Below are 19,534 nucleotides of genomic sequence, written 5' to 3'. Positions count from 1 at the left end.
GGGAAAAAGTATGCCAGAATATAAGGTTATATAACTGTGAAATTTACACGGTCTAAAACCAATGCCATGCAAACTAGTGCAATAATAAATGCAATATAAAACAATTATCAGAATAACCGGCCTGTTGATGGGATTATTTTCTATCACCATGTTGCCGCCAGCATTGGTTGCCATTCTTTATCAAGATGGTGGCGGAACTGCTTTTATTCAGGCATTTTGTGTTAGCTTATTTTTAGGTTTTTTATTGTGGTACCCGAACCGCAGACAAAAAGGCGATTTACGAACCCGTGAAGGCTTTTTGATTGTGGTGCTATTCTGGACCGTTCTAGGCTCCATTGGTGCTTTACCTTTTATTTTCTCCACCGAACCTAATCTCAGCTGGACTGACAGTTTTTTTGAATCCTTTTCTGCATTAACAACCACAGGTGCAACAGTGATTGTTGGCCTCGATGACTTACCTAAAGCTATTTTGTTTTACCGGCATCTACTGCAGTGGATGGGTGGTATGGGTATCATTGTACTTGCTGTAGCGATTTTACCGCTGTTAGGTATTGGTGGAATGCAGCTGTATAAAGCTGAAATTCCCGGCCCAGTGAAAGACAGTAAGATGAAGCCTAGAATTGCCGAAACGGCTAAAGCTCTTTGGTATATTTACCTGTTACTAACAGTCGCCTGTGCAACAGCATTTTATTTTGCAGGAATGGGGGCGTTTGATGCGATTTGTCATTCATTCTCAACCATTGCTATTGGTGGTTTTTCAACCCATGACGCCAGTATTGGCTATTTTGATAGTCCACTGATCAACGTCATTTGTGCGGTATTTTTGCTGATTGCTGCGGTGAACTTTAGTTTGCACTTTGCGGCTTTTAGTTGGCGCGGAATTAACTTTAAAGTGTACTTTCGCGATGCAGAGTTTAAGGCTTTAATTGGTATTCAGCTGGCATTAACAGCGATTTGTTTTGCGACTTTATATAGCTCAGGTATTTACGATACCCCAGAGCAAACCCTCGATTATGCTTTTTTCCAAGTGGTTTCTATTTCAACGACAGCTGGTTTTGGTACTGAAAGTTTTCATTCATGGCCATTATTTTTACCAATCTTACTGATCTTCTCTAGCTTTATTGGTGGTTGTGCTGGTTCTACTGGTGGTGGCATGAAAGTTATCCGCTTTGTATTACTGCTGCTACAAGGCTCGCGCGAGATGAAGCGACTTATTCATCCTAAAGCCATGTATTCTATTCGTATTGGTGGCTCGGCATTACCTGATCGTGTGATTGATGCCGTGTGGGGGTTCTTCTCTGCTTATGCGTTAGTGTTTGTGATTTGTATGGTGCTGTTAATGGCGATGGAGATGGATGCCATAACAGCATTTAGTGCGACTGCGGCAAGTATTAATAACTTGGGCCCTGGTTTAGGTGATGTTGCGAGCAACTATGCCAGTGTGACTGATGGCGCTAAATGGGTCTTAGTACTTGCAATGTTATTTGGTCGTCTCGAAGTGTTTACCTTATTAGTGCTGTTTACACCGACCTTTTGGAAAAACTAACCCAACCAATGTGTTAATGCCTAACTGGGAATGACCATTTACAAGGAATGAATATGTCGAATAATTTAATCATCTATTCAACTGTTGATGGGCAAACATTAGCAATATGTGAAAAGATTAAACAGCAACTAGAGTTAGCTGAACAGCAAGTTACCCTGAGCTCTCTTGAACAAGCAAATAGCTTAGTGTTAGACAGTTTTGATAAAATCTTAATTGGTGCAAGTATTCGTTATGGTAAGCACCGACCTGCGTTATTCGAATTTATTAATCAACATGCCGCGACATTAGATAAAGTGAACAGCGCTTTTTTTACCGTGAATGTGGTGGCCAGAAAGCCAGAAAAGAATACTCCTGAAACTAATCCTTATATGCAAAAGTTTTTAACCTTAACAAGCTGGAAGCCAAAGCTGTTGGGTGTGTTTGCGGGAAAAATTGATTACCCTAAATATCGAACCTTCGATAGAGTCATGATCCGCTTCATTATGTGGATGACCAAAGGGCCTACCGATACCAGTGGCACATACGAATTTACAGATTGGAATAAAGTAGATGAGTTTGCCAACGAATTTAAACAGCTATAAAGGTTGAAACTTTTAGATGGATTTAAAGCTAGGCTTTGAGTGACAGTCAAAGCCAGATAGATAGGTAAGCTGTATAGAACTGTATAACAGCCTTCTTTTATAGGTATTAGATTTAAAGCCGCTACTTAGCGCAATATAAACGATGCAAAATCGAAATCACTTCAGTCACTTCTTCATTCTTTAATGTGTAGTAAACATTTTGCGAGCTTTTACGTGTATTAACTAAATCCTGTGCGCGAATAACTGCAAGGTGTTGAGATAAAGCTGATTGACTCAGTGGCACTTTTTCGTTGAGTTCAGTCACACTGTGTTCTTTGTCGAGTAATAAGCACAAGATCATCAAACGATATGGGTTGGCAATAGCTTTTAACCATCTGGCTGCCATTTCCGCGTTACCTAACATCGAATCTACATCAATATTTTCAGACATCTATCTACCTTACCTGACTATATACATTAAATTTATTACCTAATTGGCATCATACTGCTGGCTTACACAGATCTCAATTTTATCGTTCAAATATATGAGTCATTTCTAATTTGTGATCAAAGAGCACGATTGCAATGGATTTTTTTGCCACAATGATTGCCTACCAGAGCAACCATCGGTGTAAAAATGGCAAAAACATTAGTGATTTATTACTCAAGAGGCGGTCATACGGCGCAAATTAGTCGTGCGATAGCTGAGCAGATTGTCCATAGTGGCCATCAGTGCGATGTGGTCAATATTCTTGATAATAATCATGCTGACATTGATTGGGCTAGTTATGACGCTATTGCGCTAGGTGCTTGTGTTCTTTACGGCTCTTACCATAAGTCAGTATTTGAATTTGTAACTCGCTACCAAGCAGAGTTAAGCAGTAAACCAAACAGCTTCTTTTGCGTTAATGTTGTTGCTCGTAAGCCAGAAAAACGCATTCCTGAGAACAATAAGTATCTGCAAAAGTTCATGGAACTTTCACCTTGGACACCACAAGATGTGAAGATTATTCCTGGTAAAGTAAATTACCCGTCTTGGACATGGTATGACAGCTTAGCCATTCGCTTAATCATGAAAATGACCGATGGACCAACAGACCCCACAAGCGTGATTGATTACACTGACTGGGATGATGTAAAAGTTTACGGCAATCATATTGTCAGCTTAGTTGAAGCTGAAGCAACTAGCTAAAACGCTTTATACAATATGTTCAGCAAAGAAAAAGGTGATGCTTTCAATGCATCACCTTTTTACTTTTTATCAACGAGAGTGGTTAACCGCAGCTGGTTAATATTTCCAAAAATTAGGCGCAAATAACACTGCTACAGTGATAATCTCAAGGCGGCCTAATAACATTCCAAATGCTAAAGCCCATTTAGCTACATCTGGTAAGCTTGAAAAATTCCCAGCAGGGCCAATAACAGGTCCTAATCCCGGTCCCACATTTGTGACTGCAGTAATGGCGCCACTAATGCTCGTTACTGGATCTAACCCCGTTAAAACTAGCGTCACTGCAATCAATAAAATCACGATAAAGAGCAACATAATGAAAGCCACTATCGAACGGATCACATCATTATCTATGGTGCGGTTGTTATAGCGCTTTTTGATTACAGCTTGTGGGTGAACTTGTTGAGTCAATTGCTGATGCATGACTTTAAGTGCTATTTGAAATCTGAAAATTTTAATCCCGCCAGAGGTAGAACCTGAGCAACTACCGACAAACATTAAAAATAAAAAAGTCAGGCTGGCAAATGCGCCCCATGCTTGATAATCCGTTAACCCATAGCCTGTCGTGGTGACAACTGAAACCACATTGAAGCTCGATAATCGTAAAGCATCCAAGTAGGCCATGTCAGATTTTAGCCATAGCCAAGTTCCGAGGCTGATTGAGACAAACACGATGAATTTGATAAAGCCTTTGACTTGTTCATCGTTCCAAACGTTAACCGAGCGTTGCTGAATAGATTGAACGAACATTAATAAAGGTAGGCCGCCAGCTGCCATGAACAATACCCCAATCCAATGGGCAGAAGGAGTAAACGCTGACATGGAGCTATCGGAGGTTGAATAACCGCCAGTTGAAAGGGTGGTCATGGCATGATTAATGGCTTCAAACCAATGCATACCCGATAAATGATAGGCCAGTGCGCACAGGACGGTTAACAACACATAAATCTTAAAAAGGTGCTTAGCCATGTGTTGGGTGCGAGGCGTTGCTTTATCGCTCCAGTCTGAAGATTCTGTTCTAAATAGGCGCATACCACCAACATTTAGAAATGGTAGAATTGCCACTGCCATGACTATAAAGCCGATACCACCTAGCCATTGAAGCAGTGACCGCCAGATTAAAATGCTATGGTCCATGTCATCGAGCCCCGATAACACAGTCGATCCTGTTGTAGTGATCCCTGACATGGTTTCAAAAAAGGCGTCGGTATAGTTAATGCCGTGATAAAGAGTAAAAGGCAGTGCGGCAAAAAAGCTGACGATTAACCATGTGATTGTGGTGAGCAAGAACATGTCACGAATATTGAGGTTAACTTTTTTGGTGCGCCCAGTTTGAATGCATAAAATGGCGACTAAACCACTGAATAAACCGGACATCATAAAGTCGCCAATGGTTTCTTCGTGATAAAAAAGTGCAAAAGCCATTGGCACCAGCATGAAACCGGTGAGAATAGATAGAAATATGCCAACAACAAACAGTAGCGGCTTGAAATTTAGCATGGGTAGCTAAAAGAAAAACGCACTCGGTTGGAACAGTTTTTCGACGTCGCCGATAAACTTCTTATTCACTAAGAATAGAATCACATGATCTCCTTCTTCGATAATGGTTTTATCGTGGCCCATGATCACTTCATCATTTCGCACAATTGCGCCAATAGTCGTCCCTGGTGGAAGTTTGATATCGCTGATTTGTTTACCAACAACTTTAGAGGTTGAAGAGTTTCCGTGTGCAATCGCTTCAATAGCTTCCGCCGCACCGCGTCGTAATGAATATACATTACAAATATCACCTTGGCGTATATGGGTCAGTAATGCAGAAATCGTTGTTTGCTGGGGAGAAATCGCGATATCAATATTGGCTTCTTGAACAATATCGACATAGGCTTCTCGTTGGATCAGCACCATGACCTTTTTGGCGCCCATACGTTTTGCCAGTAGGGCAGACATAATATTAGCTTCGTCATCATTAGTGACAGCAATAAAGACATCGGTTTGATCTATGTGTTCTTCAAGCAGTAATTCTTGGTCTGAGGCGTCACCATTAAAGACGGTGCAGTTCTCGAGCTTTTCAGACAAGCTTTCTGCTCGTTCCAAACTGTGCTCAATTAATTTGACTGAATGATTCTTTTGTAGTCGCTTAGCTAAGCCAAAGCCAATATTACCACCGCCTGCAATCATGATATTTCGGTATGAGTTATCCAGCTTTTGCATTTCACTCATTACAGCTCGAACGTGGCGTGTATCTGCAACGAAAAAGACTTCATCATCGGCTTCGATAATCGTTGTTCCTCGAGGCATAATCGCTTTGCCTTTACGGAAAATAGCTGCGACCCGGGTATCAATATTCGGCATATGCTCACGTAGCGCCGCCAGTGCATTACCGACTAACGGACCACCGTAATAAGCTTTCACTGCAACAAGGCTTAGTTTACCGCGAGCAAACTGTAGTACTTGTAACGCGCCAGGATATTGCACTAAACGCTCAATATAAGAGGTAACCAGTTGTTCTGGTGCGATAAGCTCATCAATAACAAAGCCACCACGGGTTTTGGCATCGCTACCTTTGACTTCAGTGTTGATGAACAGTTTTTCTTGAAGGTCTAAGTAGGCTTCAGAGCGGATACGAGCAATTTTAGTCGGCGTTCCAAATAGACTATAGGCAATATGACATGCTGCCATATTACATTCGTCACTATTGGTCACAGCAATGAGCATGTCAGCATCTTCGGCGCCGGCTTTTTTCAGCGTGCTTGGGTGAGCACCGTGGCCGATAACGGTTTGTAGGTCGAACTTATCTTGTAAATATTTAACCCGAGTACGGTCATTATCTACCAGAGTAATATCGTTGTTCTCACCCACAAGGTTTTCAGCCAGTGTGCCGCCAACTTGTCCTGCGCCTAAAATAATAATCTTCATTGCTGTGCTGGTATCCCTGCTATAACACGCTTAAACCGCTTTAACTAAACGGGCGTAATAAAAGCCATCCATATTGTTTTGACCTGGCAGGATCTGCCAGCCAATATCTTCAGCTGACAATTGCTGGGCAATCGGAATTAATGACGCATCTGGTGTGCGTTGTAAAAACTGTTCTATTTGCTGGCTATTTTCTTGCGGCAAAATAGAGCACGTGGCGTATAGCATGGTGCCGCCTGGCTTTAGCCATTTCCAGCAATGGTCGATAATTTGCTGCTGTAATAAAGCGAGCTCTTCAATATCATTATTTTTGCGTAACCATTTAATATCTGGATGACGACGGATAACACCTGTTGCTGAACACGGCGCATCTAGCAAGATTCGGTCAAACTTATCACCTTGCCACCAGCTATCGATATCTGCTGCATCACCATGAATAACTTGCGCTTTTAAATTTAATCTGTCCAGATTTTGTTGCACTCGCTCTAAACGTTTGGCATCAAAATCTACAGCAACCATTGAGATACTGGGTTCACACTCAATGGTGTGACAAGTTTTACCGCCAGGAGCGGCGCAAGCATCAAGCACTAGCTCATTTGATTGAGGGGCTAAAAGTGTTGCTGCCCACTGAGCTGCACCATCCTGAACCGATGCAGAACCTTCAGCGAATCTAGGTAGTTGCATCACATCTTTTGGCGCGGCTAATAGAATGGCATCATCACTATCACCCGCAGAAGCTTCAATCTCATGTTCAGCAAGCTGGCTTAGATAATTATCGCGAGTTTGAGACAATTGATTGTTGCGAAGCCACATTGGTGGGCGTTGGTGGCTTTGTTCAATAATGTCTGCCCAGTTATCTGGGTAGGCACTCTTAAGGCGCTTAATAAACCAAGCTGGAGTGTTGTACTTTAACGTGTCGTTGTCAGTGTTTAGTGGGGCTTCTTTACGTTGAATATTACGTAATACACCGTTAATGACTTTGACCAGGCCATCAAACTTCATCTGACGACAGGCTTCTGCAGTCTCTGAAATAGCGGCATGTGCAGGAATACGGGTAAAGTACAATTGATAGCATCCAACTAACAACAGTTGATGCAATATACGTTGTTTGGCTTTAAAAGGTTTGCTTAAACAGTCGCTAACACATTTATCTAACTGCGGTAGTTGACGCATGACGCCATAACAAAGCTCAGCAAGTAAGGCTTTGTCTTTACCATTAGTTAGGTGCTGTTGTTGATCGGGTAAGGCAACAGATAACGAGATACCTTTTTCTAATACATTAAAAATAGCTTTGGCTGCTAGTGCTCTAACATTCATTAAGCTTGTGCCTCTTTTTGTTCATCAGCACTCACAAAGCTGGTGCCTTGTGTAAACCATTCTGCGCGAGAATTTAATATATCAGCAACTGGCATCTGCTTTTTACCTGGAAGCTGCATGACTTGTAGCTGCAGGGTGCCGCCGCCAGTGGCAACGGTTACGCCTTGTTTATTACTTTCGATAATTGTGCCAGGCGCTACTTTTGTTTGTTCTGCCGAATAACTCGCTTGCCAAACCTTGATGGTATTACCTTGCAAGGTAAAGTGACTTGCTGGCCAAGGATTAAAAGCACGGATTTCTTGCCACAGCTGTTTAGCACTCTTGGTCCAATCTATTTGCGCTTCTTCTTTCGACAGTTTTTCGGCGTAATTAGCGAGTGCTTCGTCTTGTTTTTCAGGTGTTATTGAACCATCACTGATACCTTGTAGCGCTTCAATAAGTGCTTCAGGACCTTGCTTAGCAAGCTTGCTATATAAAGTGGCCGAAGTATCAGTATCTTCAATTTTCAATGACGTTTTTAATAGCATGTCACCGGTATCTAAACCGATATCCATCTGCATAATGGTTACGCCAGTTTCGCTATCGCCCGCCCATAAAGCGCGTTGAATAGGAGCAGCACCACGCCAGCGAGGTAAAATGGAACCATGAACGTTAATGCACCCTAAACGAGGAGTATCTAATACTATCTTTGGCAGGATTAAGCCGTAAGCGACAACGACCATGATATCGGCATTTAAAGACGCAAGTTCAGCTTGTGCGTCTTCTTTGCGTAATGATGGCGGTTGATAAACAGGAATATCATTAGCGATAGCCAATTGTTTTACCGGGCTTGCCTGTAGCTTCTTGCCTCGACCTGCAGGTCTATCTGGCTGTGAGTAAACAGCAACCACATTGTGTTCTGAGTCGATCAGAGCTTGCAGATGCAGAGCTGCAAAGTCAGGGGTTCCAGCAAAGATAATATTTAACGGTTTCAAATGGAGTCCTATGCTTCTTTGGCTTCTAAACGTGCTTCTTTCTCAAGCTTTTTCTTAATACGGTCACGCTTCATCTTTGAAAGGTAATCGACGAAAAGCTTGCCCTGTAAGTGATCCATTTCGTGTTGAATACAAATTGCAAATAAGTCATCAGCTTCGACGGTGAATTCTTCTCCGTGACGATCTAATGCTTTGAAAGTCACAAATTCAGAGCGGTCAACCTTGGCATAAATACCTGGAACCGATAAACAACCTTCTTCATTAGTGAAATCACCACTTTTGGCAACGATTTCAGGATTAATGAAAATCGTTGGGCGCTCAACATCATCTTGTAAGTCCATCACAATCAATTGCTGGTGGAAGTCCACTTGAGTTGCTGCTAAACCAATGCCTTTTTCTTCGTACATTGTTTCTAACATGTTATCAATTTGGGTTTGTAGTTCGTCGCCGAAATCGGTTACTGGCTTGGCTACAGTACGTAATCTTTCATCTGGAAAGCGTAAAACTTTTAATAATGGCATATATAAACTCTTAACAAGTCTGTCAAATTTCAGCCAGTTAGCTATACTGGCTTAGATAATGGGTTAATTTTAATCCTTACTGACCATCAATAACAGCAAAAGCTCTAATAAAGAGCTAAACACATGGAATGAACCATGAAACGGATATTTTTACTCGCGTTTTTGACACTTAGTACACTGCTGGTTAATGCAGATACATTAACATTAAAATCAGGCCACCCTGATTCTTATATCGTTAAGAAAGGCGATACCCTATGGGATATCTCTGCTTTTTTCTTAGACGACCCTTGGCGCTGGCCTAAATTATGGGGCGCAAACCCACAGATTGCGAATCCACACCTTATTTATCCTGGCGACAGATTAACGCTGGTATTTATCGATGGCCAACCACGTTTGGTATTGAAACAGCATATCAAAAAAGGACCAGAAGGGCGTATTAGTGACAAAGGTGGCCCAATTCCAGCCATTGACCTTGCACTCATTCAACCTTATTTAGTTCAAAACCGTATTGTTGATCCTGAATGGGTTGAAGGTTTACCTATGATTTTAGGCGGAGAAAGCCCTTCTAGGAATCATGTGATGAATGATGTGGTTTATATTAATGCTAATTTACCTGTAGGTGAAAAATTAGCTGTTTATCAAGAGGGCCGTGAGTTTCTCGACAAAGAAACTAGTGACGTTTTAGGGCAAGAAATTATTTTAACTGCCAGTGGTCGTGTCACTGAATCTGGTGATATTTCAAAAGTGCAGCTACTGAGTAATCTTCGAGAGTCTAAAGCAGGTTTTAAAGTTGCTCCGGTTGAAGATGAAGCGCTGATGTCTGCTTACTTTATGCCTAAAGCTGCACCAGAAACGGTTCCTGCTAACGTTATTGCGATTGAAAAAGACATTCGCGAAGTCGGTAAACTGGATATCGTTTACTTAGACAAAGGTGAGCAAGATAATATTGAAACTGGGCATGTATTTGCCATTTATCGCGATGGCGAGCAGATCGTTATTAATGGTGATGGAGTTCCTGTTCCAACACTAGATAGAACTGCTTACGATAGTTTAAAAGCGAAAATTTCTGACGATGAAGTTTTCACTATGCCTGATATTTATCACGGTAAGTTGATGGTGTTTAAAGTGTTTGAAAAGACCAGCATGGCGATCATTGTTGCCAATGAGCACCCTGTGCGAGTTGATGATAAATTAATTACGCCAAAAACGACTGACTTAAGAGGCGAATAAATATCTGAAAAACTGGTCGACTGGCTAGTTGTTTGTGCAGTATCCGGGCTAGGACCCGCTCGGATTCAACAATTGTTAACTCAAATGGATGTTGAGGAATTAAGGCAACGTTTAGAGTTTGAAAAGCAGTCTTTGCCGTTATCGGCAAAGCTGCTGTCTCAATGTCAGGTTGATTTTGACAAAATAGAAGTCGCACTTGAGTGGCTACAGCAATCTTCCCATCACCACATCGTTTGTTTTTCTGATCCCGAATATCCAGCCTTGTTAAAACAAATATCCGATCCGCCCTCAATACTGTTTGTAAAAGGACAAATTGAAAGCTTACTTTTACCATCAATTGGCATGGTCGGTAGTCGCAATGCTTCAGTGGGTGGTTTAAATACTGCGAATGTACTCGCTGCTGAACTCGTTCAATTAGGTTTTTCAATAACCAGCGGCATGGCAACAGGTATTGATGGCGCTGCGCATAAAGCGGCCTTAGGTAATCATGGAGTGACGATTGCGGTGTTAGGCACAGGTGTCGATTATATATACCCTAAAAGGCACAGCAACTTATACCAACAAATTCAACACTCTGGCTGTGTTGTAAGTGAGTACTGGCCTCAAGTTGGCCCTTTTGCAGGGAATTTCCCGAAGCGAAATCGAATTATTAGTGGCCTTTCTCTTGGTAGTATTGTGGTTGAGGCGACTCGTAAGAGTGGCTCACTTATTACTGCTAGATTAGCCATGGAGCAAAACCGCGAAGTGTTTGCTGTGCCGGGGTCTGTGGCTGGTGGATATAGTCAGGGTTGCCATGATTTGTTAAAAAATGGGGCTAAATTAGTAGAGTGTGCTGCGGATGTTGTTGAAGAATTGTCCACATTGACAAGCTTTCACCTTGAAGATGTCGCTAATCGTCACCATATAGAAGATAATACAACAAATTTGCCATTTTCTGCGCTGTTAGCTAGTGTAGGTTATGAGACTACCAGTTTAGATCGGGTAGTCGAGCATAGCGGGAAGTCGATAGATCTGGTGTTAGTAGAAATGCTTGAACTTGAATTACAGGGCTGGGTTGCGCAAGTGCCTGGTGGTTACGTCAGACTAGAGAGGAGATAACCATATGTTTGATATCCTCATGTATCTTTTTGAGAACTATGTCCATAGTGAAGTTGAGCTATTAGTTGACGAAGATGAGCTTACCAAAGAGTTAACCCGTGCGGGTTTTCACCAAGCTGACATTTTAAAAGCCTTATCGTGGCTAGAACGTTTAGCAGATTTACAAGAAAGTGATAAGCCTTACTTGTGCAATCATGCTCAGCAGTCGTTTCGTATTTACACTAAAGATGAAATGGCAAAATTGGATGTTGAAAGCCGAGGCTTTATATTGTTCTTAGAACAAATCCAAGTGCTGACCGTTGAAACCCGTGAAATGATCATTGACCGTGTGATGGCGTTAGACGAAACCTCCTTAATCTTGGAAGATTTAAAATGGGTGGTGTTGATGGTGTTATTTAATGTGCCAGGCAACGAATCAGCTTATGAGCAGATGGAAGACCTTATCTTCGAACAGCCAGATGGCCGTTTACATTCTTAAGGTTTCACTATTTGTGATGAAGTGACTAAAAAGGAGGCTAGGCCTCCTTTTTTGATCTTCATTTTTGCTACTATATTCTTTACAGCATATGAAAGGCTGAGCTTAGTTTCTGTCTTACATTTTAATTGAGAGCAACATGTCTAAAATCGATCAGCAGCTATTTACCGTGCACGAACATGCTTTAGAAAAAGAGTTTGAACTCTGCCCTAAGTGTGGTTGCGAACTCTCGGTTAAAAATAGTAAACATGGTGGCTTTGTCGGGTGTAATAATTACCCCACCTGTGATTTCACTCGACCATTAGTACAACATGAGTCAATTGAAACTCAAGTCATTGAAGGCTCTGAATGTCCCGAATGTGGTAATGAACTGGCGGTTAAGTCAGGGCGTTTCGGTATATTTATCGGCTGCACTCATTATCCTGAATGTAAACATATCGAGAAGCATGATCATGACGCCGAAGCTGAAGTGATAAATTGTCCGCATTGTAAAAAAGGTCAATTAGAGTCTCGTACTAGCCGATACGGTAAAACTTTTTTTGCGTGTAATACTTATCCAAAGTGTAAATATCTCGTCAATTATCCACCTCATAATGAAACCTGCCCAGAATGTAGTTTTGGTATTTTAGTTGAGCGCAAAGGTGCTGCAGGTAGTCGCTTAGAGTGCCCACAAAAATCCTGTAAATATAAACGTCCGCTATAAGCTTTTCATTAGCTTAAGCGTATATCAGTATTTGTTCATATCCATATAGTCTGTATAATTTGCCATTAATTTAATAAGGTTAAAGGGTATTTCATGCAGCGATTGCAACCATCTGAAGTTAATAAGGTGTTTGTTGATGGAGGGGTTATTGCTTATCCAACAGAGGCTGTTTACGGCCTAGGATGCGACCCTGATAACCTTATCGCTATTCAAAAGTTATTGGATATAAAACAAAGACCTTGGCAAAAAGGGCTTATCTTAGTCGCCAGTGATTACCAACAGCTTAAGCCCTATATTGACGAATCCCAATTAACTCAAGAACAGTTAGCTTTTGCTTTTAGCAAATGGCCTGGCCCGTTTACCTTTGTTATGCCAATCAAAACAGGGGTCAGTAAACTGCTATGTGGTGAGTTTGATTCGATAGCTGTGCGTGTGTCAGCGCATCCGGTTGTCAGAGCATTATGTGATAGCGTCAATAAGCCCTTAGTTTCGAGCAGTGCCAACCTAGCAGGTCAAGAGCCTGCAATGTCAGCAACTGAAATCGAGCAGTCTTTTCCTGAAGATGTGAGTGCACTCGTACTTGGTGAGTTAGGCTCACAACGTCAACCTTCAACAATTATCGATGCCCGTAGTGGCAACATACTACGCAATGGACAATAAGGAATTTGATATGGCAATACCAGATGCCACAGTGGTAAAGCAATACCTGTTATCTCTTCAAGCGAGCATTTGTGAAGGTTTAGAGGCTTTGGATGAAAAAGCGAAATTTCAAGCTGAATCATGGGAGCGTGCTGAAGGTGGCGGTGGTACCAGTCGTGTATTAACCAATGGCCAAGTATTTGAGCAAGCCGGTGTGAATTTTTCCCATGTAATGGGAGCTGCTATGCCGGCATCTGCGACAGCTCATAGACCTGAGTTGGCTGGACGTAGTTTTGAAGCAATGGGAGTGTCGTTAGTCATTCACCCTAAAAACCCATTTATCCCGACAACCCATGCAAACGTTCGATTTTTTATTGCTCGTAAAGAGGGAGCCGATCCTGTTTGGTGGTTTGGTGGTGGCTTTGATTTAACGCCTTATTACCCTTTTGAAGAAGATGTTATATCTTGGCACCAAACTGCAGCAGACATTTGTGCGCCGTTCGGTGAAGATGTTTACCCGAAATATAAAAAGTGGTGCGATGAATACTTCTTCCTGCCACATCGAAATGAAACTCGTGGTGTTGGTGGCTTGTTCTTTGATGATCTCAATGAGCATGGTTTTGAGAAAAGTTTCGACTTTATGAAAGCTGTGGGAAGTGGTTTCCTAACTGCATATTCGCCAATTGTTGAGCGTAATAAAGATCTCGAATACAACGATGATGAACGTCAGTTCCAGTTATACCGTCGTGGCCGTTATGTTGAGTTTAATCTGGTTTATGACCGAGGCACTTTGTTCGGTCTACAAACCGGAGGGCGCACCGAATCTATCTTGATGTCGATGCCACCTTTGGTACGCTGGGAATATGGTTTTACGCCCGAAGAAGATTCTCAAGAGGCAGAATTATACGAGCGCTACCTTAAACCACAAGATTGGTTACAGCTAGAGAGCTAGTCTTTGTAGGGGATTAAACAATAGCTGTACTAAGTAAATGATGTCTATGCCATCATCATTGGTACGCTGGGAATAGGGTTTTACGCCTTTACGCGAGAACAAGATTCTCAAGAGGCAGAATTATACGAGCGTTACCTTAAACCACAAGATTGGTTACAGCTAGAGAGCTAGTCTTTGTAGGGGATTAACAATAGCTGTAATAAGTAAATGGTGTCGATGCCATCATCATTTGTACGCTGGGAATATGGTTTTACGCCTTTACGCGAGAACAAGATTCTCAAGAATCTGAATTATACGAGCGCTACCTTAAACCACAAGATTGGTTACAGTTAAATAACTAGTCTTTATTGCGCATGTTGTTGGCAAGTGTTGATATGGCCTGAAAAATCACTCGTTGATGTTCAGGCTTTTTTATTACTTTGATGATGGCTTGCTCCATGCAAGTGAGCCACTGATCGACCATTGATTGATCAATCGCAAACGGCATATGTCTTGCTCGAAGCGCTGGGTGACCATACTTTTGTTGATATAGTTGTGGACCACCTAACCAGCCACTTAAAAACTCAAACAATTTCTGTTCGGAATCTCCAATAGGCGAGCGGTGAATGGCGAGTAAAGGCACAGTATCTTTACGTTTTTGCATCTGTTTATAAAATTCTTTTGCCAATAAACGGATAGTTTTCTCACCACCAATTAATTCATAGGCATTTGACTGAGTTTCATCACGGTCATCATAGTTTGTATTGTCAGTTTCCTTGATAGCAAATAATTTTCTTAACCACTTCATTTATTACAGCACTCGCTTATTAGAAATCTAGCGAGATTATAACGATATTTTTGATGACGGGTAATAGAGCGGCAGTGTATTGGATTATTGAGTTTGTTAATGTATTGCTACAAATCAATTGAATGCTTAGCTGTATTTAAGCTGATAACTTGGTTAAATTAACAAAGAAACATCAATAATAATAAAAGGGAGTATAGGTAATGGCCAAATTTGCGCCGTCTTTGGTGGTGATCGCTGTATCCACTGCATTGTTGGGGTGCAATCAAACCCAACAACAAGATCCTCAAGTAACAATCAATAAGAATCCTTATCCGAGTACTTATCAAGTATTACCGCGCACGACGACATTACTTACTAATGCCACAGTACTGACAGGTACTGGTGAAAAGATAGAAAGTGCAGATGTATTGATGCTAGATGGTAAAATTAAAGCGGTTGGTACCAACTTGTCAGCTGATTTGGTTAAAGATGCACTGGTTATTGATGCGACTGGTCAATGGATTACCCCAGGCATTATTGATGTTCACTCTCACTTAGGGGTTTATCCAAGCCCGGGTGCTGATGCACATAATGATGGTAATGAAGTAACAAACCCGAATACTGCTGAAGTTTGGGCTGAACATAGCGTTTGGCCACAAGATCCTGCGTTTAATCGAGCTAGAGAGGGTGGAGTTACTACGCTCCAGATTTTACCCGGTTCTGCCAATTTAATTGGTGGCCGTGGTGTGACTTTAAAAAACACCCCGTCAACAACCATGCAAGCAATGAAGTTTCCTGACGCGCCATATGGTCTAAAAATGGCTTGTGGTGAGAACCCTAAAGGGGCTTATGGTAGAGGGCAAAAAGTTGCCCCTATGACTCGAATGGGCAACATGGCGGGTTATCGTCAAGCCTTTATTGAGGCAACTGAATATAAACGAGCTTGGGATAAATATGAAGCTGACTATGCCTTAGGCTTAAATGCTAAAGCACCTGATCGTGATTTAACCAAAGATACTTTAAAAGCGGTATTAGAAGGCGAAATCCTCATTCATAACCATTGCTACAAGGCTGAAGAAATGGCGATGATGGTGGACTTAGGTAAAGAGTTTAACTACCACTCAGGTACATTCCATCACGCAATCGAAGCTTACAAAATAGCTGACTTGTTAGCTGAAAATGGTAACTGCGCAGCAATGTGGCCTGATTGGTGGGGCTTTAAAATGGAAGCCAATGATATGATCGTTGAAAATGTTGCAATGGTTGATGCGGTCAAAAATTCATGCGCTGTTGTCCATTCTGATTCGAGCACAACAATACAACGCCTAAACCAAGAAACGGCCAAAATCATGTATAGCGCCAATCAAAATGGTTTTGAGTTAACTGAAGAACATGTCATTAGTTGGATCACTTCTAACGCTGCTAAGTCTTTGGGGATTGCTGATAAAACGGGCTCACTGGAAGTTGGCAAAAATGCCGATGTAGTGATTTGGAACAGTAACCCGTTTAGCATTTATGCTCAGGCAGACAAAGTGTATATCGATGGCGCTAAAGTCTTTGATAGAAATGACGACGCTTACCGCGCTAAAAGTGACTTTATGTTAGGTCAACAATAAGGAGCAAGACATTGAAACATTTTAATTACTCTCTCGTTGCTATCTCAATGCTTGCTGGGTTGCTACCTTCTTTAGCGCAAGCTGAAACATTGGCTGTAACTAATGCCAAAATATATACCTCAACAGAGCAAGGGGTATTAACTAACGCCTCAGTCATCATTGAAGATGGAAAAATCATTCAGCTGAATCCAGAGGTTGTTAATGCCGATACGATTATTGATGCTAAAGGCGGTATTTTAACTCCAGGCTTTATTGGTGCGATGAATTCTCTAGGCTTAGTTGAAGTCGGCCAAGAAAAAATGACTCGAGACACAAATGACAAAGCCGCGGATATGACTTTCGATCCAAGTTTGGCATTTAACCCTAAAAGTGTCGCTATTCCATTTGCTAGAAAAGGTGGCATTACCCGTAATGTCGTAGCGCCAGGTGGTGGCGAAACAATATTTTCAGGTCAGACAATAGAAGTCACGCTTACTGGTGATTGGGACAGCGTTGTTGCTACAGAGCAAGCATTGTTTGTCTCGCTTGGTGCTAAGCATGATGGTTCGCGTATTATCGGAATGCAAAACTTAATTAATAAGTTAGAGGAGCGGGAAAAGGCACTCGCCAAAGCCGAAAGTAAAACCTCGGACAAAGACGATGCAAAAGAGCCAACAAAAGAAGAACTCATCATCAATGCTGTGCTCAAAGGTGATAAGCCACTCATAGCCTATGCAGATCGCGGTAGCGATATTATGCAACTGATTAAACTCAAACAACGCTTTAAACTCGATTTAGTGTTGCTTGAGGCTGCTGATGCAGTCACTTTGGCTGATGAATTAGCGCAGGCAAATATTACCGTTGTTATGGATGCGATGCGAAGTCTTCCTGAAAGTTTTGATTCTTTGCATAATTCTCTGGATAACGCAGGTAAATTAAGTAAAGCTGGCGTCAAAGTCGTGTTAGCTACACCTGGCGATGCACATGGTAACTACGCATTACGTTATAGTGCAGGCAATGCGGTAGCCAACGGTATGACTTACGATGATGCCATGGCCGCGATTACCAGTAATGTTGCTGATACTTTTAACCTTAACGCAGGGCGTATAGCAGTTGGCATGCCAGCAGATATTGTACTTTGGAGCGGTGACCCGTTCGAATACAGTAGCCATATTGAAAAAATGTGGATTGGTGGTGAAGAGCAAAGCACTCAAAGCCGCCAAGATGAATTGCGCGATCGTTATATGACTAAATCCTCAATGCCTCAGGCCTATACCAATAAATAGGAGAGCATGAGTTAACCCAAGCTATAAATGAAAGAGAGAATATTGATGACCGATAAGTATGCTGTATTTGGCAATCCAATCGCACAGAGTAAATCGCCATACATCCATACCGAGTTTGCTAAACAAACTCAGCAAGTGATGAGCTATCAAGCGATTCTTGCACCTGTTGATCAATTCTCTCAATCATTAATGGCGTTTTTTGCTGGTGGCGGTAAAGGGGCAAATGTTACCGCCCCTTTTAAAGAGCAAGCCTTTGCTGCGTGCGATGAACTAAGTGAATTAGCTAAATTGGCTGGTGCGGTTAACACCCTAATATATTTACCAGATGGCCGCATCCGTGGAGATAATACTGATGGCATAGGCTTAGTTACTGATGTTATTCAGCACTTTGGTGATATTTCTGGTAAGCATCTACTTCTTATCGGTGCTGGTGGTGCAGCAAGAGGTTGCATTAAACCTTTATTGCAGGCTGGCGTAAAACTAACAGTTTGTAATCGTACCTTTAGTAAAGCGCAACACCTTGCAGAACTCTTTACTGAATTCGGCGATGTTATCGCAACACCAATAGATGAACTAACTAGCTCATTTGACCTTGTAATCAATTCAACCTCTGCAGGTTTAGCTGGCGAATTAATAAGTTTACCTGAAAGTATCATTTCAACTCATACCCAATGTTATGACATGTCCTACGGCGCAGAAGTCACACTATTTAATCAATGGGCATTATCACAAGGGGCGAGTGAAGTGGTTGATGGATTAGGAATGTTAGTGGGTCAAGCTGCCCAGAGCTTCAATATTTGGCGTGGTGTGATGCCGTCAACAACCGCCGTGCACCAAGTATTGCGTTCGCAATTGTCATAAGGGTTAGTCTAAATGAATCAGAGTATTATTTTTACAGATATTATTGAGTGGGATGAAGCTACAAAAAAACTTTCCTTGATAGCTCAAGTCCAAGGCATGAATGTGACATGCTTGATTGACACTTCAAGGTTAGAAAAGCTGGCATCATTAACTATTCAAAATGAAAAAGAAGCGTTAGCAGCGTTTGAGCAAGTAAGATTTGATATAGAAGATATAGCGGAAGCGCTCATCGAATCAGAATCTTTCGATGAGCACGGGTTTATTCACGTTTGATGATGTAATTTAGCTAGATTGCTGTAGGTCTACTAAATACTCATTTTTCAATCTGACATAGTTATCAGCTGATTGTGGCAAGAACGCTAATTCTTTTTCAGTTAATGGGCGCACTTGCTTACAAGGACTACCAACATATAAAAAGCCACTTTGTAATACTTTACCTGGTGGCACAAGCGAACCCGCTCCCAGAATCACATCATCTTCAATGATGGCACCATCTAAAATGATAGCGCCCATTCCAACAAGAATACGATTTCCCACAGTGCAACCATGAAGCATTGCTTTATGGCCGATTGTCACATCATCTCCAATGATTAAAGGATTACCTTCAGGATTCGCTGGAGATTTACGAGTGACATGAAGGACTGAACCATCTTGAACATTACTACGCTTTCCTATGCGGATGATATTAACGTCACCGCGTGCAGCTACCATTGGCCAAATGCTGGCATCATGATCTAAAGCGATGTCACCAACAATTACCGCTGCACTATCTACATAAACATTATCAGCTAATTGTGGGTGAATTCCTTGATAAGAACGAATTGAGCTAAACATATAAAATCCCTGATTTGTTTAATTAGCCTAAGT

Annotated in this window: 21 protein-coding genes; 13 read left to right on the top strand and 8 right to left on the bottom strand. The window is 41.8% G+C overall.

What is annotated here, in order from left to right; all coding sequences use genetic code 11:
• Positions 1 to 88 precede the first annotated feature (88 nt).
• Positions 89 to 1,546 carry a TrkH family potassium uptake protein gene (locus FNZ24_RS15665; protein ID WP_153915671.1) on the top strand — a complete coding sequence of 486 codons (1,458 nt, stop codon included), beginning with the start codon at positions 89 to 91 and terminating at the stop codon, positions 1,544 to 1,546.
• 53 nt (positions 1,547 to 1,599) lie between these two features.
• Positions 1,600 to 2,127, top strand: coding sequence for a menaquinone-dependent protoporphyrinogen IX dehydrogenase (gene hemG, locus FNZ24_RS15660; protein WP_153915670.1), 528 nt, complete (start codon positions 1,600 to 1,602; stop codon positions 2,125 to 2,127).
• Between the two features lie 121 nt (positions 2,128 to 2,248).
• Here hemG (FNZ24_RS15660) and FNZ24_RS15655 read toward each other — a convergent pair whose 3' ends face one another.
• On the bottom strand, positions 2,249 to 2,557 hold the full coding sequence (locus FNZ24_RS15655) for an ArsR/SmtB family transcription factor (RefSeq protein WP_153915669.1): 309 nt from the start codon (positions 2,555 to 2,557) through the stop codon (positions 2,249 to 2,251).
• 186 nt (positions 2,558 to 2,743) lie between these two features.
• On the opposite strand from FNZ24_RS15655, the gene hemG (FNZ24_RS15650) reads away from it, so the two are divergent.
• Positions 2,744 to 3,298: a menaquinone-dependent protoporphyrinogen IX dehydrogenase gene (gene hemG / locus FNZ24_RS15650; RefSeq protein WP_153915668.1), complete on the top strand. Its 555-nt coding sequence runs from the start codon at positions 2,744 to 2,746 to the stop codon at positions 3,296 to 3,298.
• A gap of 96 nt (positions 3,299 to 3,394) precedes the next feature.
• Here the strand turns inward: hemG (FNZ24_RS15650) and FNZ24_RS15645 are convergent, their stop codons facing one another.
• The 5 genes from FNZ24_RS15645 to def are packed head-to-tail and all read right to left on the bottom strand — an operon-like array spanning position 3,395 to position 9,062.
• Positions 3,395 to 4,837 carry a TrkH family potassium uptake protein gene (locus tag FNZ24_RS15645; protein WP_153915667.1) on the bottom strand — a complete coding sequence of 481 codons (1,443 nt, stop codon included), beginning with the start codon at positions 4,835 to 4,837 and terminating at the stop codon, positions 3,395 to 3,397.
• Positions 4,838 to 4,843: 6 nt separating this feature from the next.
• Positions 4,844 to 6,253 (bottom strand): Trk system potassium transporter TrkA, encoded by a 1,410-nt coding sequence (trkA, locus tag FNZ24_RS15640; RefSeq protein ID WP_153915666.1) that lies wholly within the window; start codon positions 6,251 to 6,253, stop codon positions 4,844 to 4,846.
• Between the two features lie 30 nt (positions 6,254 to 6,283).
• Positions 6,284 to 7,567 (bottom strand): 16S rRNA (cytosine(967)-C(5))-methyltransferase RsmB, encoded by a 1,284-nt coding sequence (rsmB, locus tag FNZ24_RS15635; protein ID WP_153915665.1) that lies wholly within the window; start codon positions 7,565 to 7,567, stop codon positions 6,284 to 6,286.
• Positions 7,567 to 8,541 carry a methionyl-tRNA formyltransferase gene (gene fmt / locus FNZ24_RS15630; RefSeq protein WP_153915664.1) on the bottom strand — a complete coding sequence of 325 codons (975 nt, stop codon included), beginning with the start codon at positions 8,539 to 8,541 and terminating at the stop codon, positions 7,567 to 7,569. The genes rsmB and fmt overlap by 1 nt, the downstream gene beginning before the upstream one ends.
• An 8-nt stretch (positions 8,542 to 8,549) precedes the next feature.
• Positions 8,550 to 9,062, bottom strand: a complete 513-nt coding sequence (gene def, locus FNZ24_RS15625) for a peptide deformylase (RefSeq protein WP_153915663.1) — start codon at positions 9,060 to 9,062, stop codon at positions 8,550 to 8,552.
• Between the two features lie 135 nt (positions 9,063 to 9,197).
• On the opposite strand from def, the gene FNZ24_RS15620 reads away from it, so the two are divergent.
• The 6 genes from FNZ24_RS15620 to hemF all read left to right on the top strand — a co-directional run bounded on the left by FNZ24_RS15620 (position 9,198) and on the right by hemF (position 14,159).
• Complete coding sequence (locus tag FNZ24_RS15620; protein ID WP_194945076.1) at positions 9,198 to 10,292, top strand: LysM peptidoglycan-binding domain-containing protein; 1,095 nt, start codon at positions 9,198 to 9,200, stop codon at positions 10,290 to 10,292.
• A gap of 84 nt (positions 10,293 to 10,376) precedes the next feature.
• Positions 10,377 to 11,390: a DNA-processing protein DprA gene (dprA, locus tag FNZ24_RS15615; protein WP_153915691.1), complete on the top strand. Its 1,014-nt coding sequence runs from the start codon at positions 10,377 to 10,379 to the stop codon at positions 11,388 to 11,390.
• Between the two features lie 4 nt (positions 11,391 to 11,394).
• The gene (locus FNZ24_RS15610) at positions 11,395 to 11,868 is read left to right on the top strand and encodes a DUF494 family protein (RefSeq protein WP_153915662.1); all 474 of its coding nucleotides are present in this window, start codon (positions 11,395 to 11,397) and stop codon (positions 11,866 to 11,868) included.
• A 136-nt stretch (positions 11,869 to 12,004) separates the two neighbouring features.
• Positions 12,005 to 12,568 (top strand): type I DNA topoisomerase, encoded by a 564-nt coding sequence (locus FNZ24_RS15605; protein ID WP_153915661.1) that lies wholly within the window; start codon positions 12,005 to 12,007, stop codon positions 12,566 to 12,568.
• 93 nt (positions 12,569 to 12,661) lie between these two features.
• Complete coding sequence (locus FNZ24_RS15600; RefSeq protein WP_153915660.1) at positions 12,662 to 13,228, top strand: L-threonylcarbamoyladenylate synthase; 567 nt, start codon at positions 12,662 to 12,664, stop codon at positions 13,226 to 13,228.
• A 10-nt stretch (positions 13,229 to 13,238) separates the two neighbouring features.
• Positions 13,239 to 14,159, top strand: coding sequence for an oxygen-dependent coproporphyrinogen oxidase (hemF, locus tag FNZ24_RS15595; RefSeq protein WP_153915659.1), 921 nt, complete (start codon positions 13,239 to 13,241; stop codon positions 14,157 to 14,159).
• 337 nt (positions 14,160 to 14,496) lie between these two features.
• Here hemF and FNZ24_RS15590 read toward each other — a convergent pair whose 3' ends face one another.
• Complete coding sequence (locus FNZ24_RS15590; protein WP_153915658.1) at positions 14,497 to 14,946, bottom strand: group II truncated hemoglobin; 450 nt, start codon at positions 14,944 to 14,946, stop codon at positions 14,497 to 14,499.
• 200 nt (positions 14,947 to 15,146) lie between these two features.
• Here FNZ24_RS15590 and FNZ24_RS15585 point away from each other — a divergent pair, with 200 nt between their 5' ends.
• From FNZ24_RS15585 to FNZ24_RS15570, 4 genes are read left to right on the top strand one after another with little or no spacing between them, the layout of a single operon-like run.
• Positions 15,147 to 16,541 carry an amidohydrolase gene (locus FNZ24_RS15585; protein WP_153915657.1) on the top strand — a complete coding sequence of 465 codons (1,395 nt, stop codon included), beginning with the start codon at positions 15,147 to 15,149 and terminating at the stop codon, positions 16,539 to 16,541.
• Positions 16,542 to 16,588: 47 nt separating this feature from the next.
• The gene (locus FNZ24_RS15580; RefSeq protein WP_153915690.1) at positions 16,589 to 17,806 is read left to right on the top strand and encodes an amidohydrolase family protein; all 1,218 of its coding nucleotides are present in this window, start codon (positions 16,589 to 16,591) and stop codon (positions 17,804 to 17,806) included.
• Positions 17,807 to 17,851: 45 nt separating this feature from the next.
• Positions 17,852 to 18,667 (top strand): shikimate dehydrogenase, encoded by an 816-nt coding sequence (aroE, locus tag FNZ24_RS15575; RefSeq protein WP_153915656.1) that lies wholly within the window; start codon positions 17,852 to 17,854, stop codon positions 18,665 to 18,667.
• A gap of 12 nt (positions 18,668 to 18,679) precedes the next feature.
• A complete protein-coding gene (locus FNZ24_RS15570) occupies positions 18,680 to 18,940 on the top strand; it encodes a DUF1488 domain-containing protein (protein WP_153915655.1) in 261 nt (86 codons plus the stop codon).
• A gap of 9 nt (positions 18,941 to 18,949) precedes the next feature.
• Here FNZ24_RS15570 and FNZ24_RS15565 read toward each other — a convergent pair whose 3' ends face one another.
• Positions 18,950 to 19,501: a gamma carbonic anhydrase family protein gene (locus tag FNZ24_RS15565; RefSeq protein ID WP_153915654.1), complete on the bottom strand. Its 552-nt coding sequence runs from the start codon at positions 19,499 to 19,501 to the stop codon at positions 18,950 to 18,952.
• Positions 19,502 to 19,534: the final 33 nt, after the last annotated feature.

Source organism: Shewanella sp. TC10 (assembly GCF_009663145.1).
GTDB lineage: Bacteria > Pseudomonadota > Gammaproteobacteria > Enterobacterales > Shewanellaceae > Shewanella.
Note: the sequence above shows the minus strand (reverse complement) of the source record. Positions and strands in the feature narration are given on the sequence as shown.

What these genes read in the sequence shown, in the direction of transcription:
- trkA (WP_153915666.1), bottom strand. Translation starts at nt 6,253, where the DNA reads ATGAAGATTATTATTTTAGGCGCAGGACAAGTTGGCGGCACACTGGCT.
- FNZ24_RS15600 (WP_153915660.1), top strand. Translation starts at nt 12,662, where the DNA reads ATGCAGCGATTGCAACCATCTGAAGTTAATAAGGTGTTTGTTGATGGA.
- FNZ24_RS15590 (WP_153915658.1), bottom strand. Translation starts at nt 14,946, where the DNA reads ATGAAGTGGTTAAGAAAATTATTTGCTATCAAGGAAACTGACAATACA.
- FNZ24_RS15605 (WP_153915661.1), top strand. Translation starts at nt 12,005, where the DNA reads ATGTCTAAAATCGATCAGCAGCTATTTACCGTGCACGAACATGCTTTA.
- def (WP_153915663.1), bottom strand. Translation starts at nt 9,062, where the DNA reads ATGCCATTATTAAAAGTTTTACGCTTTCCAGATGAAAGATTACGTACT.
- FNZ24_RS15645 (WP_153915667.1), bottom strand. Translation starts at nt 4,837, where the DNA reads ATGCTAAATTTCAAGCCGCTACTGTTTGTTGTTGGCATATTTCTATCT.
- hemG (WP_153915668.1), top strand. Translation starts at nt 2,744, where the DNA reads ATGGCAAAAACATTAGTGATTTATTACTCAAGAGGCGGTCATACGGCG.
- FNZ24_RS15565 (WP_153915654.1), bottom strand. Translation starts at nt 19,501, where the DNA reads ATGTTTAGCTCAATTCGTTCTTATCAAGGAATTCACCCACAATTAGCT.
- FNZ24_RS15620 (WP_194945076.1), top strand. Translation starts at nt 9,198, where the DNA reads ATGAAACGGATATTTTTACTCGCGTTTTTGACACTTAGTACACTGCTG.
- FNZ24_RS15665 (WP_153915671.1), top strand. Translation starts at nt 89, where the DNA reads ATGCAATATAAAACAATTATCAGAATAACCGGCCTGTTGATGGGATTA.
- aroE (WP_153915656.1), top strand. Translation starts at nt 17,852, where the DNA reads ATGACCGATAAGTATGCTGTATTTGGCAATCCAATCGCACAGAGTAAA.
- hemF (WP_153915659.1), top strand. Translation starts at nt 13,239, where the DNA reads ATGGCAATACCAGATGCCACAGTGGTAAAGCAATACCTGTTATCTCTT.
- hemG (WP_153915670.1), top strand. Translation starts at nt 1,600, where the DNA reads ATGTCGAATAATTTAATCATCTATTCAACTGTTGATGGGCAAACATTA.
- FNZ24_RS15585 (WP_153915657.1), top strand. Translation starts at nt 15,147, where the DNA reads ATGGCCAAATTTGCGCCGTCTTTGGTGGTGATCGCTGTATCCACTGCA.
- FNZ24_RS15655 (WP_153915669.1), bottom strand. Translation starts at nt 2,557, where the DNA reads ATGTCTGAAAATATTGATGTAGATTCGATGTTAGGTAACGCGGAAATG.
- FNZ24_RS15580 (WP_153915690.1), top strand. Translation starts at nt 16,589, where the DNA reads ATGCTTGCTGGGTTGCTACCTTCTTTAGCGCAAGCTGAAACATTGGCT.
- FNZ24_RS15570 (WP_153915655.1), top strand. Translation starts at nt 18,680, where the DNA reads ATGAATCAGAGTATTATTTTTACAGATATTATTGAGTGGGATGAAGCT.
- dprA (WP_153915691.1), top strand. Translation starts at nt 10,377, where the DNA reads ATGGATGTTGAGGAATTAAGGCAACGTTTAGAGTTTGAAAAGCAGTCT.
- FNZ24_RS15610 (WP_153915662.1), top strand. Translation starts at nt 11,395, where the DNA reads ATGTTTGATATCCTCATGTATCTTTTTGAGAACTATGTCCATAGTGAA.
- rsmB (WP_153915665.1), bottom strand. Translation starts at nt 7,567, where the DNA reads ATGAATGTTAGAGCACTAGCAGCCAAAGCTATTTTTAATGTATTAGAA.